The 14,190-nt window shown below is 48.2% G+C and carries 11 protein-coding genes; 4 read left to right on the top strand and 7 right to left on the bottom strand.

Annotation, left to right across the window (positions count from 1 at the left end; all coding sequences use genetic code 11):
- Positions 1 to 50: 50 nt before the first annotated feature.
- Positions 51 to 362 (top strand): PadR family transcriptional regulator, encoded by a 312-nt coding sequence (locus B9T62_RS08230; RefSeq protein ID WP_087914811.1) that lies wholly within the window; start codon positions 51 to 53, stop codon positions 360 to 362.
- A 17-nt stretch (positions 363 to 379) separates the two neighbouring features.
- Positions 380 to 1,012 carry a DUF2812 domain-containing protein gene (locus B9T62_RS08225; protein WP_087914810.1) on the top strand — a complete coding sequence of 211 codons (633 nt, stop codon included), beginning with the start codon at positions 380 to 382 and terminating at the stop codon, positions 1,010 to 1,012.
- Positions 1,013 to 1,200: 188 nt separating this feature from the next.
- Here B9T62_RS08225 and B9T62_RS08220 read toward each other — a convergent pair whose 3' ends face one another.
- From B9T62_RS08220 to B9T62_RS08200, 5 genes are all read right to left on the bottom strand, one after another.
- Positions 1,201 to 2,247 (bottom strand): aromatic ring-hydroxylating oxygenase subunit alpha, encoded by a 1,047-nt coding sequence (locus B9T62_RS08220; RefSeq protein ID WP_087914809.1) that lies wholly within the window; start codon positions 2,245 to 2,247, stop codon positions 1,201 to 1,203.
- Between the two features lie 281 nt (positions 2,248 to 2,528).
- Complete coding sequence (locus B9T62_RS08215; RefSeq protein ID WP_087914808.1) at positions 2,529 to 5,000, bottom strand: transglutaminase domain-containing protein; 2,472 nt, start codon at positions 4,998 to 5,000, stop codon at positions 2,529 to 2,531.
- Positions 5,001 to 5,130: 130 nt separating this feature from the next.
- On the bottom strand, positions 5,131 to 5,361 hold the full coding sequence (locus B9T62_RS08210; protein ID WP_087914807.1) for a hypothetical protein: 231 nt from the start codon (positions 5,359 to 5,361) through the stop codon (positions 5,131 to 5,133).
- Positions 5,348 to 6,541, bottom strand: a complete 1,194-nt coding sequence (locus B9T62_RS08205; RefSeq protein ID WP_087914806.1) for an MFS transporter — start codon at positions 6,539 to 6,541, stop codon at positions 5,348 to 5,350. Before B9T62_RS08205 ends, B9T62_RS08210 begins: the two co-directional genes overlap by 14 nt.
- A gap of 20 nt (positions 6,542 to 6,561) precedes the next feature.
- Positions 6,562 to 7,569, bottom strand: a complete 1,008-nt coding sequence (locus B9T62_RS08200; RefSeq protein WP_087914805.1) for an ROK family protein — start codon at positions 7,567 to 7,569, stop codon at positions 6,562 to 6,564.
- Between the two features lie 330 nt (positions 7,570 to 7,899).
- Between B9T62_RS08200 and helD the strand changes: the two genes are divergently transcribed.
- Positions 7,900 to 10,239, top strand: a complete 2,340-nt coding sequence (gene helD / locus B9T62_RS08195; RefSeq protein ID WP_087914804.1) for an RNA polymerase recycling motor HelD — start codon at positions 7,900 to 7,902, stop codon at positions 10,237 to 10,239.
- Positions 10,240 to 10,392: 153 nt separating this feature from the next.
- Complete coding sequence (locus tag B9T62_RS08190) at positions 10,393 to 11,169, top strand: AraC family transcriptional regulator (protein WP_087914803.1); 777 nt, start codon at positions 10,393 to 10,395, stop codon at positions 11,167 to 11,169.
- A 44-nt stretch (positions 11,170 to 11,213) separates the two neighbouring features.
- Here the strand turns inward: B9T62_RS08190 and B9T62_RS40590 are convergent, their stop codons facing one another.
- Positions 11,214 to 12,197 (bottom strand): hypothetical protein, encoded by a 984-nt coding sequence (locus tag B9T62_RS40590; protein WP_245864392.1) that lies wholly within the window; start codon positions 12,195 to 12,197, stop codon positions 11,214 to 11,216.
- Entirely contained in the window at positions 12,194 to 14,149 is a 1,956-nt protein-coding gene (locus B9T62_RS08185) for a glycosyl hydrolase 115 family protein (RefSeq protein WP_245864391.1), read from the bottom strand. Before B9T62_RS08185 ends, B9T62_RS40590 begins: the two co-directional genes overlap by 4 nt.
- Positions 14,150 to 14,190 lie beyond the last annotated feature (41 nt).

Below are 14,190 nucleotides of genomic sequence, written 5' to 3'. Positions count from 1 at the left end.
AGTTTAACTTTATACAGTTAGACGATATATTTTTTTCACAGGAGGTAAGCATGGAAAGAGATAAGCACTTGCCGTTGACTGAAACTGTTTATTACATTCTGTTGGCCTTGGTCGAGCCTGCTCACGGTTATCTAATCATGCAGAAAGTGGAGGAACTCAGCGGCGGGCAAGTTCGAATGGCTGCGGGAACCCTGTATGGCGCGATTGAGAATCTGGTAAAGCTAAAGTTCATTCAGCCTGTGGCCAGCGAGGACAGCCGCCGCAAGGTGTATGCCATTACCCACAAAGGGTTGGATATTTTACGCCTTGACCTTGAGCGAATGCAATACATGATTGACAGTACGATAGATCGATTGAAATGAGAATGGAGGAACCGCGAATGAGAAAATTCAAGTTTTTTACTAACTTCGACAAAGAAGAAAGCTGGCTTACTGACATGGCGAGGCAGGGTTACCGATTCACCAAAAAAACGGCGTTCGGCTATGAATTCAAACCTGAAAGGTCTGAGAATTCAACTATAAAAATGGACTACCGCATCTTTAAAAAACGGGAGGATTTCGATGATTACTGTTCTTTATTTGCGGACAGCGGCTGGGAACATATCACGGGGACAAAAAGCTCGGGATATCAGTATTTCAAGAAAAAAGGCACACAGGGAAGTGAAGAAATCTTTTCGGATGTCGATTCCAGAGCCGGTCGGTACAAGCGGCTGTCGAATATGTGGGCTATGTTGGCTTGTTCCTTCATCCTTGTACTGGCAGCACTCATTTCTACTGATGCGATCGATCTGGAAGCATTGCTTGATCCGAAATTACTATATTATACTCCGGGACTATGGGATCTGAACGGAGTGGCTTTCTGGAGGGCCTTTCTTTTCGAAACACCATTCGCCCTGGGTAGAGGTTTTATGTGGATATTATTACCCTTTATAATAATGATATATCTGTATTTCGCATTTAAGGCAAATAAACAATATAAAAGGACGCAAGAAGATAAACTTACACACAAATAAGAAGAAACGGCTTCGCCGTCCTCTGCAAAGCGTATGCTTCCGAAGCAGCGATACTACGTATCGCTTTCAGGCATCCATTTCTGCGAAAAATAGAAGGATGAATTATAGTGTGGAACATATAATTTCTTATATTTTAAAAAAACCGCCCCGATGCAGATTCTTGTCTGCATGAGAGCGGCCAACTGCTTCTATGAAGTATAAGATTGCCCAAGTCCCAATGAAGTAAGTACCTGCCGGTAAGCAATCGATGTGCGGTCTGCCGGGATGTGGGCTTCGGCCTGCAGGTCGAGCGGAAGATCCTCCGGGGTCTGCGCCTCCACCATCTCTGCATCCTCCTGGAAGACCTGAAGGTTAAAATTGATCGTATCCTCCACAGGTGCGTTTTTGTCAAAATTGCGTGAGATTGGACAGAACAGCCGCGTGTAGCGGGCCGATACCGGCGAAGCGCAGTTCAGGATATTCAGCCTGCCTTCATCCGGAAAATACACTTGGAGAGAAGCGGCGAACGGCGGGAACACCCGGAATTCACGCAGCCACTCGAAGCCCTCCGGGGCCGGGTTATCCTGGCCTTTGCCGTAATTGCTGACCGTGCTCCAGTATTCGGCCACCAGCTGGTCGCCTTCACGTCTGACTTTATATTGCGGAACCTCTGTATTATTGCGGTCTCCGAACGTTGCGGTGTGGACATAAGCGAAATGCGACACATCCAGAAAACCTTCCATCTGCCGCCCGGCCGAACCGGCAATATCGAAGCTTGGGATCAGAATATTGATATAATCGGGATCGTCCCAGGCCGCAAAATCCGGAATCTGCTCAGACGCTGAACCAAGACAGGTCCATACCAGTCCATAACGCTCCACAGCAGGATACACGATCAGCTTCAGCTTGGGTGAGATTCTGGAGCTGGGGTGTGCCGGCACTGCCGTACATTTGCCCTCACAATTATAACGAAAGCCATGATAAGGACAGACAATCTCCCCGTTATCAACCCAGCCCTTGCTGAGCGGCGCTCCACGGTGGAAGCAGAGGTCACGGGCGATCACGATCTTCCCGTTGCTGCGGTAACAGACCAGCTTCATATCCAGCAGTTTCACGGCTACCGGCTTATCCTGCACCTCATCGGCAACCGCGACAGGGTACCAATATTCGGCAAGCACCCGCCAGTCCTCGGGAGTGAACGTACAGTCACGAGGCAGCTCAAGCTCTTTTGGTGGTGTCGTTGTCTCATTCGTCATGACCCTCATCCTCTCATCTGTCCGTATATTTGGCCGATCTTTCGATTATTATATGTCACTTTATATCACTCGGTACATCTATTTTAAACTGAATGCCGTCTCGTTATCAATCATAAACTAGATGTATTAGTGAAAATACACAAAAAACACCCGCTAATGTTATGCATGCTAACATCATAATATCTTCTTCATGGCTTAAACTTCTGCCTCAAAGAAATACCAAAAGCCCTGATACCATAAATCGTATCAGGGCTTGCCCGCGCCAGGTTCAGGGCCAATCGTTAATGCTCTATAATGATATAATTCTTCAGTTCATACATCTGCGCGTTCTCCTGTTTGTCCGGTGCAACTGCACTATAAGCCGCGGCCGTCTGGTTCATGATCTCATCATCATCCAGGTCAGCGCTTAAACGAATGACGATAGAGCTTCCGCCCGCTTTCAGCTCTTTAATCAGCTTCGATTTATATTCAGCCAGGGTTGCTGCCTCTAAACCATGGCTCACATAATAATCCTGCGAGTTGTCTTTGGAAGCAAACTTCTTCAGCTCGGTGTCGATCCAGTAGTCCTTATCCTCATGAAAATCCAGGGCTACCGCCGTTTTGTCATTGGTGTTATACAGCATATAAGGAACTCCGGCGTTGGTCTCATTATTGGTAGGGTCTACATTCACCCATTGCTTGTTGATCAGCACCTTGTTCCAGGCATGCGGCCCTGTTCCAAGTTTGCCGGTAACCACAATGCTGTCTAGACCGGCCAGATCGCTTAACATTTTGTAAGCAGACGCATAGCTGGAGCAGACCCCGATCCCGTCAACCATAATTCCATAAGCATTAAAAGAATCGTTATACTCTTTATCGACTTTCAGGTAGTTGTAGGCTTCTGCGTTGGCCAATGCATCATCATCATAGAGTGCATTGTCATTCAGATAGTCGTATACCACTTTACGCTTGACGTTATTATTCATATCCGGCTTGATAATAGTGTCCACAATCCGCTTGGCGGCTGCAACCGTCTCCTGCTGCTTCTGTTGAATGTTCTCTCTGGAATCACTGTAACTCACATAGAAGCTTAGGGAATTATAATCATAGCCATAGTTCTCTACATCCATAATCAGCGGATTCTGGTACATCACCTGCTGGAACGTATCGGATAGCGTTTCGAAATTCTGCGCTTCAGGAAATGCGTCAAGCGGAATAACACCGCTGACATTCACCAGGTGCAGAGCCAGATACTCCTCCAGTGCAGAATTGGCATTCACTGGAACCTGAGTCTCTGTTCTCAGTATGGGGACCCGGGCTTCATTAGCCTTCTCCACCAGCTTGCGGGTATTCGAGAGCTGTGCGGCAATTACATCCTCCTTATCGCCGAAATCGAACATACTGCCGCCTATGAACGTGGGTACATCGAGTTCAGGAATATGTGCGGTAGTATTCAAAGGTTCGATATATCCGTTGAAATTATTATTCTGATTCCCTTCCGAGCTGCTGCGCAGCTTCTCGTAAGCCTGGAGATCGAAGTCGAACACCAGCACCGCACCGTGGAGCGCAGTGCCTTCAATCTTGAAATCAATGATCCCGAACCCGGATTCATCCAATTTGTAATCTCCATAAATCACATTCCTCGTAACTTCGGACTCATCAATGAAGAGAACTTTGGTCTTCCGGGGGAGTTCTTTGACTGTTTCATAGTTGGAATAGAACATTGCATTATCGGAGAGACTCATCGGCAGATTCTTGGATAACGAATGGGTGCTGACAACCGGACTGAAATTGGACTCCTTGTCCCCTTTTACTGCAGTCACATAGTAATCTCCAGTCACCAGCAAATTCTGAGAGATCACGCCGTCCCTTCCGCTTTCGCTGTCATCCGTATATTGACCGTCATAATTATCCTCGGCAAAATTTGTGAACTCCGTACCCTCCACCTCCCCAATAAGAGCAGGGAAAGAGCCGGAATAGCCTTCTTCAGGGCCCAAGGTCTTTTTGTTGTGATCAAAAGAAGAGACATTGTACACCTTATAACGGTCCGCACCAGGCACCTTATCCCACACCAGCTTCAGCCTGTTGTCGGAAGTGATCTCGTAGGACAGATCGGGCGACTCAATCGGAGCTTTGACCGTAAAAGGAATAATCAGCGGCTTGGCGAGCTTCGTGGGTGTCGTTGTATTCAGATCGTAGTTCACACGCAAATAATAAACCGGTGCATATCCCCAGGATTCCTCATCTCTTGTCGTATCCAATGAGCTTAGCAAGGCATAATAGGGCTTCACAGTAATGGAGGTTTGACCCGGAATAGAGACATCGGCATCCAATAAACTGTAAATTTTGCTCTCAGGCAACCCTTTAATATCCGTATGTACAGTAACCGACTCGAAATAATCCACATCCAGCATATCGGCTTTGAAATGAAACGTAAACGGCTGGCTCTCATCCACATTATAGAGCGGCATAATCTGCTGCTCTTTCTCCGTGCCATATTTCTTCTTCAACTCCTGCACGCTGGTTGTGTAGCTTAAATCATCAATTAATTCGGACAGCTCCCGGCTTTTCTCTGCCAACTCCTCATCTGCAGAGCTGTCTGCAGGTGCATCCGAACCCTCTCCGCCTCCTACAATGTCGCTGTTGGCAGTTCCTGCAATGTCGCTGTTGGTAACCAGCTTGCCGGTCCATGCCCCCTCATCATTGGCTAGGCTGTTGTCACACCCCGTCACCACCAGAGCCAGCAATACGGCTACAATCCAATACTTTCTCACGGTATTCCCTCTCTTCTCTAGTTAATTAATTCTATTAACCGTAAGATTAGTATGGGGAATCATTGATCATTTGTAAAATATTATATTTATATTATTCGCTGAACAGCTCATACAATGGATTCATAAACGATTATTGCTTCAGGTCTGTGTTCTTGGAGATATCCCGACATAATTGGTTCACAAATGCCATAGGAGACACTCCTTCGAAGTCAGCACCCGCTTTGATCAGGGCGGTCAGGTAGGCTTGTGATTGCTCAGGAGAGAACCTGTTGACCATTTCCTTGATATTCTTATAATCTTCACACTCCACTCTGTGAACTTCCGCGGCGAAGGAACGGAACAAGTTCTTAAAGCCTATCATTGTGTACCCTCCTCACTATAGAGTTTAATTGTTCAGAGAATAGGAGCATAGCCGCAGCAAGTACCGCCACATAGAGTGGGAACATAGCAATCGTTATATTGGAAGCCAGAAATCCAAACAGCGGTGGAAGCAGGCAGGTTCCTGTATAGGCCATGGCCATCTGGTAGCCCATAATGCTCTGAGAATGCTTTTTGCCAAATCGTACGGGCGTTTCATGCAGCATACAAGGGAAGATTGGAGCCAGCCCTAATCCAATGATGATAAAACCCGCTAACGAGAAGGCGGATGGCAGCGGCAGGAGAAGAAGCAACGCACCAGCCAATGCCGTCCACTGACCTGCTCGGATCAGCATGCGATTGCTGACTTTGAAGGTAATAAACCCCGTAACCAAGCGGCCCACCGTGATCCCGCCGAAATACAGCGATACCCACTGGGCAGCCGTTGCCGGAGGCAGGTCCTTCATATTGACCAGAAAGCTGCTCCCCCACAGATTAACGGTTGCTTCCACACCACAGAAGAAGAAGAAGGTGAACATCGCCCATTTCACACCTTTGATCCGCAGTGGTTTGACCGTATCGAATGACTGCTCCTGTTCTTCCGCACCTTCATTGGACTTGTGCGGGTTATTCTCTTCAATCCGTTTCCACAACGGGAGCGTCAAGGCAAGAACTACCACTAGCAGAAGCTGAATCCCGGAGACTGTTAAATACCCCCATCTCCAATGATTCTCTCCTGAAATGAACTGGGCCATAATGATGGGACCCAGGGTAGCCCCCACTCCCCAGAAGCAGTGCAGCCAGCTCATATGATGGGCCTTGTAATTTGCAGCGACATAGTTGTTAAGCCCGGCATCTACCGAACCCGCGCCAAGTCCCAGGGGAATCGCACAGAGAATCAGCCATAGCAGAGACGGCGAATAGGCAATGCCTGCCAGTGCTCCGGCTGTCATGATACAGCTGATCAGGGTAACTCTGCCTGTTCCAAGCCGTTTCAGCACCGCTCCGCTGGCCAGACTCGATAGGATAGTCCCCGCCGAAATGACCATAAACAGCAGACCCGCCGTCTCCAGGGGAGCTGCGAAATCCAGGCGCATAAGCGGCCAAGCCGACCCAAGCAAGGAGTCAGGCAAGCCCAAGCTGATAAATGCCAAATAAATCACGATTAAGAAATAAGTAGCCATAGATTGATGTTCATCCGTTCTCAGAGTTGATTTTGTAGTTTGGGTTCCAGCGCTTGCAGTGTCAGCCACTTCATGCCTTCCTTGAAGTCCTCATAAAAGGCGTTGGATATCCTGATCTCAGGAGCAGACGGCAATCCGTGGGTGGATTGATAAGAATCCCATCCGGAGCGCCAGGCTTCCACATCGATCTGTTCGCGGTAGATCACGATTTGATCCGGGGCAAGAACCGCACTTAAGGTCTGTACAATCGTACAGACGGTTTCAATGAATACTTCAGCTGTCATGGCACGGTACCAATCCACATTCAATGGAAGAAACTTGATCTCTCCGGCCATTCCATTTTTGCCTTTTACAATACCTTCGTTCAGGTAAATCCCTACCCCGGGCGGATACTTCTCCGGAAAATAAATCCCTAGAATACATTGCTCCTCAGCAGTCTGCTTGTGATGGCAATACCCGCTCACAGCGGCATTCACGTCATTCTCCAGCACCACAGGCAATCCATATCTTCGCTCCAGCTCTCCGGCCAGTTCAACCCCTTGCAGCTCTTGGTGGCTGCTGACGATAATCTTGCCGTTTACCGACTGACCGGGGATGCCAATGCCCATCACTTTAATGGATGGAAAAAGAGCCAACAGCTCATCCAGCATACGGTAGAAGATCTTCCGGTTGAAAATATCCTTGAAGGAATATTCCCGGTTAAGCAGCGGATCTCCATTCAGATTAAAGACGGCCACAAACACAATGTCTTCGACCTGTAATTCGTTCATATGGATCACCAGAGCCAAGCTGTGATTATAGTTGAACCGGTAATTTAATACCGGGCGTCCCCCATTGGATGGAATCAGCGCATCCTCCTCGACCTCACCAAGCTCGATCAGTTCTTTCATCAGCGACTGAATGGTAACCACACTCAGCCCGGTAAGGGCCGCCAATTGCGGCTTGGTTGCTTTGCCATGCTGCTTCATTGCCCGGCGGACGGTGTTCAGATTGATTTCTTTCATTAGGTTAGGGCTGGCTTTGTCCATACGCACCTCACGTGTTCATTTAATAAATACACTTTATAAAGTATCCTTATTTATTGTGTGCCAATTGTGATTTACTGTCAAGATCTCTTTCATGTCAGGCAGTCGGAAGGTAAAAAATAAATTAAAAAGAGTGCTCCAAGTATCCAGTGAAAATGGATCTTGGAGCACTCTTTTTTTATTTGTAAAAACAAATTGAACTGAAAATGAGTATATGCTAAAATCATAAGAGGTTTATTTTCTCACATTATGTAATATGTTACATTTATACTCCAATGTTATCACAGTTCAATTATGTTGTCAAATACGGGTATGGAGGAGTGGGTTATTACGATGAGTGCTGAATTTGAGAGCCGGGATGAGGAACAAAAGCGTGTGGATGAAGTGGTCGGCGAAATTGACAAGCAAGCGGCAGACCTTGCAGGTGAACTGGGCCAGAAAAAAACGGATATCGTAGAATTCCGTAAAAATTTCTGGGAAGAGGTCTCTTTGAATTTCGAAGATGCGGGCACTTATGCCAGTTTGAAGCAGCAGACCGAGATTTTATCCGAGAATGAGCGAACCTATCAGCTGAGCCAGAAGAAATTGCATACACTAACACGGCTGAAACAGTCGCCCTATTTCGGTCGCATCGATTTCCGGGATGGCGATGCCCGGCAGCCAGAGGTCATTTATTTAGGGATTGCTTCCTTGCTCGCCGCTAATGGCCTTGATTTTCTTGTATACGATTGGCGAGCTCCAGTCTCCAACCTCTATTATGACTATTCTCCGGGTCCTGCCAGATACGATACCCCCAGCGGAGTGATCGAAGGAGACATGACCTTAAAAAGACAGTACGTTATTCGCAACGGGAGAATCGAAAGCATGTTCGATGCCAGCCTCACTATCGGGGATGAATTGCTGCAGGAGGTGCTGGGACAACAAGCCAATTCACAGATGCGCAGCATCGTAGCCACGATCCAAAAAGAACAAAATCTGATTATCCGCGATGTTACCAGCCAACTGCTTATCGTTCAAGGTGCAGCCGGCAGCGGCAAAACGTCGGCAGCCCTACAACGGGCCGCTTATCTGTTATACCGTTTCCGTGAGCATCTGCGTGCAGACCAGATCGTGCTGTTCTCGCCTAACCACATGTTTAACAGCTATGTGGCTACGGTTCTGCCGGAGCTAGGTGAAGACAATATGGCTCAGACCACTTTCCAGGAATATTTGGCGCACCGCATCGGTAGCCTTTTTCAACTGGAGGACCCGTTCCAGCAAATGGAGTATATTCTTTCGGGAATGAGCGAGAGCGATTATGCTCAACGCATCGAAGGGATTCAGTGGAAAGCCTCCAAGGAATTCATGCTTTTCCTTGAACACTATGTAGATTATTTGGGACACGAGGGTATGCTTTTCCAAGACATCATTTTCCGCGATGAAATCCTGCTGTCAGCCCAAACAATCGAAGACCAGTTCTATACCTACGCCTCCAGTCTGCGGCTGCCCAACCGTCTGGGGCTGCTGTCCGAGTGGCTGCTGAAGGAGTTGAAGAAACAGGCCATTCAGGAAAGAGAAAAGCCTTGGGTTGAAGATGAAATGGAACTGCTGGACAGAGAGGAATATAACTGGGCCTATCAGGAGCTGCAGAAACAGGAACGCCTTGCAGACCCTGCCTTCTCCGATTCCAGGAGCGAGCGGGATATTCTGGCTGCCAGAATCGTAGATGTCCATTTCAGGCCTCTGCAGCAGGACATCCAGCAATTCGCATACGTGGATATTCCCGGAATTTACCTTCAGCTGTTTGCTTCTCTTGAGAACTTACCGATCTTTAATGAAGGTTTGGGATTACCTCAACATTGGCAGGCCATTTGTAAACATACGGTAGGCCCATTGGATCAAGCCAAGCTTTTGTATGAGGATGCCACACCCTTCTTGTATCTTACCGAATGTATCGAGGGATTCCAGACCAACAATACGATCCGGCATGTGTTTATTGATGAGGCCCAGGACTTCTCCACCTTTCAGTTTATGTTCATCAAGCGATTGTTTCCCCGGAGCCGAATGACCGTGCTGGGAGACTGGAACCAACGAATCTTCATTCATGACCAGGCGAGCGAAGACACAGAACTGCTGCAATCTCTATATGGAGACGATAATACACAATCCGTAAGACTAACACGCAGCTACCGCTCGACACAGCCGATCATTGAATTCACGCGGGCAAGCATTCCGGGCGGGCAGACGATTGAAGCTTTTGACCGCCAAGGCAACAAACCGACCGTCAAGCAGGTCCGGAGTACCGATGGACTTATTGCCCAAGTGCTGAGCAGTATACTTGAGCTACAGAATAAAGGCCACCGAACCATTGCCATCATTTGCAAAACCGCCAATGAGAGCATAGAAGCTCACCGCGCTCTACAAGCCAAGCTCCCTATTCGGCTGGTTGAAAAAGAAACGGCTGCTTTTGCAGCAGGTATAATCGTAATTCCTGCTTATCTGGCGAAGGGGATTGAGTTTGATGCGGTGGTTATATACGATGCCTCGCAGCATAAGTATGGCCAAGAGAGCGAGCGAAAGTTATTTTACACGGCCTGCACAAGAGCCATGCATGATCTGCATGTGTGTTTAAACGGCGATTTCAACCCGTTTCTGTCAGATGTTCCGCCGCATCTGTATCATCTGATACAGTGACATTATTAAATATTAATCTGGTGGCAAACCTCAGTTAATAAGAGGTTTACCACCAGATTTAGCAGATAAGTGGTACCCCTATGCATCCTTTTTGTATAATATACCCATGGGTATTTGTGCAGCGCTGGTTGACGGAAGGAGCAAATACTGAAAATGGACATTAACAAATATGAAAACCTTGTTCCGAATGTTTTTTTGTTCGTCGATCGCAGATCCTTCCCGGATTGGGAAATTGTCAAGAGCACCATCGATTTCCATGATCTTACCTTCATCGTTGAAGGCAAATCGAACTATTACATTAACGGGGAGAAGTTCACCGTGGAAGCTGGCGATATGCTCTATGCTCCTGCTGGCTGTGTTCGGGAAGCCCAGACCTTCAAGGAGGCACCGATGCGTTCCTTTGCGTTTAATTTCACCTGGGAGACAGGCGATCCTGTGCCGCTTCCTTTTGAGACCGTAACCAAGAACTGGAGGACCAAAGAAATTCTGGAGGACATCAGAGAATTCTCGCATGTATGGATGGGCAAACAGCCTTTATACAGAATGAAAGCCCGTGCCCTCTTTCAACTGATTGTGTATCGCCTGCTCAGCATCGCCCACCATCAGGAGACACCGCTGATTGATCCGAGAATCCATAAAGCCATGTCCCACATCATGGATCATTATTCGGAGAACGTCACGATCCAGGAGCTGGCAGATATCGTCGCCCTGAATCCTGTATATCTTGGCAAGCTGTTCAAGCAGAACACCGGCTCCACCTATAAAGAATTTATGAACAGGGTGCGGGTGAACAACGCCGAGATGATTCTGTCGGCAGGTGGTTTTAATGTGTCTGAAGTGGCAGAGCACTGTGGTTATCATGATGTCGCCTATTTCAGCAATGTCTTCAAAAATATAAAGGGATATCCTCCGTCATCTGCCCTGAAATAACGGAGGACCCGCAGTACCCCGGGCATACTCCTTTCCCGATTAGCCTAACTATTAATGGCCGGACTGCCCGTATAGAAACTCTCCTCCGGCCCAAAATACGAATTGGGAAGCGGGGAAGCAGACAATACAAGCTTCTGCAGAACCAGACCGGCATCCAATCTGTACAAGCGGAGAGTATGGATACCCTTCGTTAAAGTATGACGGGTGGTCATAATATGAATATTATCCATAACAGCGCGGCACCACGGTTCATTATCATGATTGCCCCCCTCAAAGTTCAACGGCAAGGTGTCCGTAATGACTGGCGTTTCCGCATCGAAACCTGCCGCATATCTCAATCCACTGGTTGGTGACAGGTTGTTCGTCGGCGCAATATAAATGGTTAGGCTATAATCCGCGTCCTGCCGCACCAGAATCCGATACTCCAGATAAGGCGCATGCTCCGGTTGTGCAAAAGATACAACATCCGGAAACATCTTCACGGAGGATAAGGAGCGCCCATAGTTATTAATAGTCTTCCACTCGACCCCTGATTTCGCAACACGGCTTACTGTATGCTCCGCTTCAATGGACACGACATGATGCGTTTCGATGAATGTCATCGGCGGTACATCCTGGATGTCCGTCCATTCTACTGCTGCTTCCACTTTAACTGTACCTCCGGCACCGGAAATCGAAATCTCACCCGTAGATGTTCCATCTGCTTTCTCCCAATCTACAGACACCTGAAGGGTCTCCCCTGATTCAATCCAGCCCTGAGTTTTCTCCAGTTGGATCCAATCCACGCTGCTGCTCGCTTGATAATCAAATCCCGCTTCTCCGCCATTGCTGATCGTAATACAATAGTTCTCTTGCTGCAGATTTGTAAACACCGGTAAACGGGCTGTACCCGAAACATAGGCTGTCTCCGTCCCCTCCACATCGACTATCAGCAAAGAGCCCTTGGCAGGAACCACCGCAGTCACATCCGGATATTTCCACCCTGCCGCATCCCAGTTTACATAGCCGACATGAGGGGAACTCATCATACCCTTCCATTTCCCCCCGAGATTCCGGTATTATAGATTTGCTCCAGATCCTTGTCCCGCTGGATCGCCTCATTTGTCAGCGTAGCATAGGTATTCGCCAATACGCTGCCCCGCTTAGCGTATAGGCTGTTAAGCCCCGCATAGATTTGCATTTTGACCACATTGGCCGAGGCGGCAGCAGGGTAATACACGAGCTGATAGTAGGCATCTTGGTGCGATTCCGGGATGAGCTCATCATATTTATCGGCAGCATTCTCGATATTAATTGCTTGCTTCAATACTCTCTGCGCCTCATTGTTATGAAGCGGGCTGAAGGTTGACGGATAGATAATTTCCGGTTTGCGCCGTCCGTTCATCCGGGTATAATCCGCTAACAGCTGCGCGATTGCCCGACTCGTCTCTTGTTCCACGACATGTCCGAATTGCTGCTCCACCCACCGGTTGGTATATTCCGCAGTCCGGTTGATTGCTCCGGTTCCCCAGGCATCGAAGTCATACGCCAAATCCAAAAAGTAGGATATCGGCAGTTCCATAGGCTTCAAATCCCCGACATTAACAACCCATACCTCACGGATGCCGTAATCGAACGCCATGCACATCTGCTCCCAGGTCTTCTCCAGCGGGCTCGTATTTAACCATTCATAGGAATGAGGACCGCCATGATAATCGAAATGGTAATACATCCCCCACCCGGCGCTGCGGTGACGTTCATGCTCCACAGGGATTTTGCGCAGATTGCCAAAGTTATCATCAGCCAGCAGAATTGTAACATCATCCAGGACTTCCCAATCCTTCAATCCCTCCACTTCGGCAGTACCGTACCAATATTTCTCTACTTCCTTATACACGGCCAGGATTTGAGGTGCATGTTCAAGCTTATATTTCTTCAACAATCCTTTCTGAATGCGGATAATATCCTTCAGCAGCTCAATATTCTCCCGGTCAGAGCCTTCCAGGGCAGAATCGCTCTCCCCCCGCATCCCAAGGGTGATCAGGTTGTCAAAGCTCTTATTGCGTTTGATTCCGTCTTCCCAGAACGCTGTGATGGCCTCTTTATTCTTGGCGAAATCCCATAAGTTGCTTGTCCCGTATTGCTTATATACCTTCTGCCATTCGCTGCCTGCACGGAATAGCGGCTCGTGATGGGAGGTTCCCATAACAATACCGTATTCTTCGGCAAGCTTGGCGTTGGCGATCGGACTGCTTCGTCCGTTCAGGCTGAATTCGGCACTCCACATAGCGGGCCATAAATAGTTCCCCTTCAATCTAAGAATCAACTCAAATACCTTCTCATAGAAATCCTCATTGAAGTCTCCAAACGCATGGGTGACCCAAGAACCCAAGGACGGCCAGTCATCATTCAGGAAGATACCTCTGTATTTAACAGACGGCTCTTTGGATATCCTGTTCAACTGGCTGTCTGGAATAATCAAGGCCGGATTCTTCTCCGGGACCACGTCAGCCCAATATACCCATGGACTAACTCCGATCATTTCGGAAATCGAATACAGCCCATAAATCGTCCCCCGTTTATCAGTCCCTGCTATAACGAGCGCCTTGTCCACTCCCGCTGCCGGTTGTTCAACCACCTGGATTTTGTAGCATTCCCTTTTCCCTTGGATCGCGGATACATCCACTTTCCCCGCTGCAATTAAGGTATCGACAAGATCATTGCCGCCAATCGAACCTGCGATTACAACGGTTCCTTCCAATTGCCCCATGTCTGTTAAGATTTCAGGGGTTTCTCCAGTCACCAATCTCACATCTGAAGCAAAAGACTCTGCTACCCGGCGCAAACCGTTATAATCCTTCCCTTTGGGGTCCACGTAAATCCTGGCCGCTTTCCCTTGATCCACAAGCTTCAATTCCTTGACAGCCGAAGCAGCCTGCTGTTCTATTGAAGTGCCCGATGCTCCGTCCCGTTCGGCATCCAAACCAAGATTCGTTATCATGAAATTCTCCCCTTGTCGTCCTCATTTTCATATTTCTAGGC

The organism is Paenibacillus donghaensis, assembly GCF_002192415.1.
In the GTDB taxonomy this organism is placed as follows: Bacteria; Bacillota; Bacilli; order Paenibacillales; family Paenibacillaceae; genus Paenibacillus_AQ; species Paenibacillus_AQ donghaensis.
Note: the sequence above shows the minus strand (reverse complement) of the source record. Positions and strands in the feature narration are given on the sequence as shown.

What these genes read in the sequence shown, in the direction of transcription:
- B9T62_RS08225 (WP_087914810.1), top strand. Translation starts at nt 380, where the DNA reads ATGAGAAAATTCAAGTTTTTTACTAACTTCGACAAAGAAGAAAGCTGG.
- B9T62_RS08220 (WP_087914809.1), bottom strand. Translation starts at nt 2,247, where the DNA reads ATGACGAATGAGACAACGACACCACCAAAAGAGCTTGAGCTGCCTCGT.
- B9T62_RS08200 (WP_087914805.1), bottom strand. Translation starts at nt 7,569, where the DNA reads ATGGACAAAGCCAGCCCTAACCTAATGAAAGAAATCAATCTGAACACC.
- B9T62_RS40590 (WP_245864392.1), bottom strand. Translation starts at nt 12,197, where the DNA reads ATGATGAGTTCCCCTCATGTCGGCTATGTAAACTGGGATGCGGCAGGG.
- B9T62_RS08185 (WP_245864391.1), bottom strand. Translation starts at nt 14,149, where the DNA reads ATGATAACGAATCTTGGTTTGGATGCCGAACGGGACGGAGCATCGGGC.
- helD (WP_087914804.1), top strand. Translation starts at nt 7,900, where the DNA reads ATGAGTGCTGAATTTGAGAGCCGGGATGAGGAACAAAAGCGTGTGGAT.
- B9T62_RS08230 (WP_087914811.1), top strand. Translation starts at nt 51, where the DNA reads ATGGAAAGAGATAAGCACTTGCCGTTGACTGAAACTGTTTATTACATT.
- B9T62_RS08210 (WP_087914807.1), bottom strand. Translation starts at nt 5,361, where the DNA reads ATGATAGGCTTTAAGAACTTGTTCCGTTCCTTCGCCGCGGAAGTTCAC.
- B9T62_RS08205 (WP_087914806.1), bottom strand. Translation starts at nt 6,541, where the DNA reads ATGGCTACTTATTTCTTAATCGTGATTTATTTGGCATTTATCAGCTTG.
- B9T62_RS08190 (WP_087914803.1), top strand. Translation starts at nt 10,393, where the DNA reads ATGGACATTAACAAATATGAAAACCTTGTTCCGAATGTTTTTTTGTTC.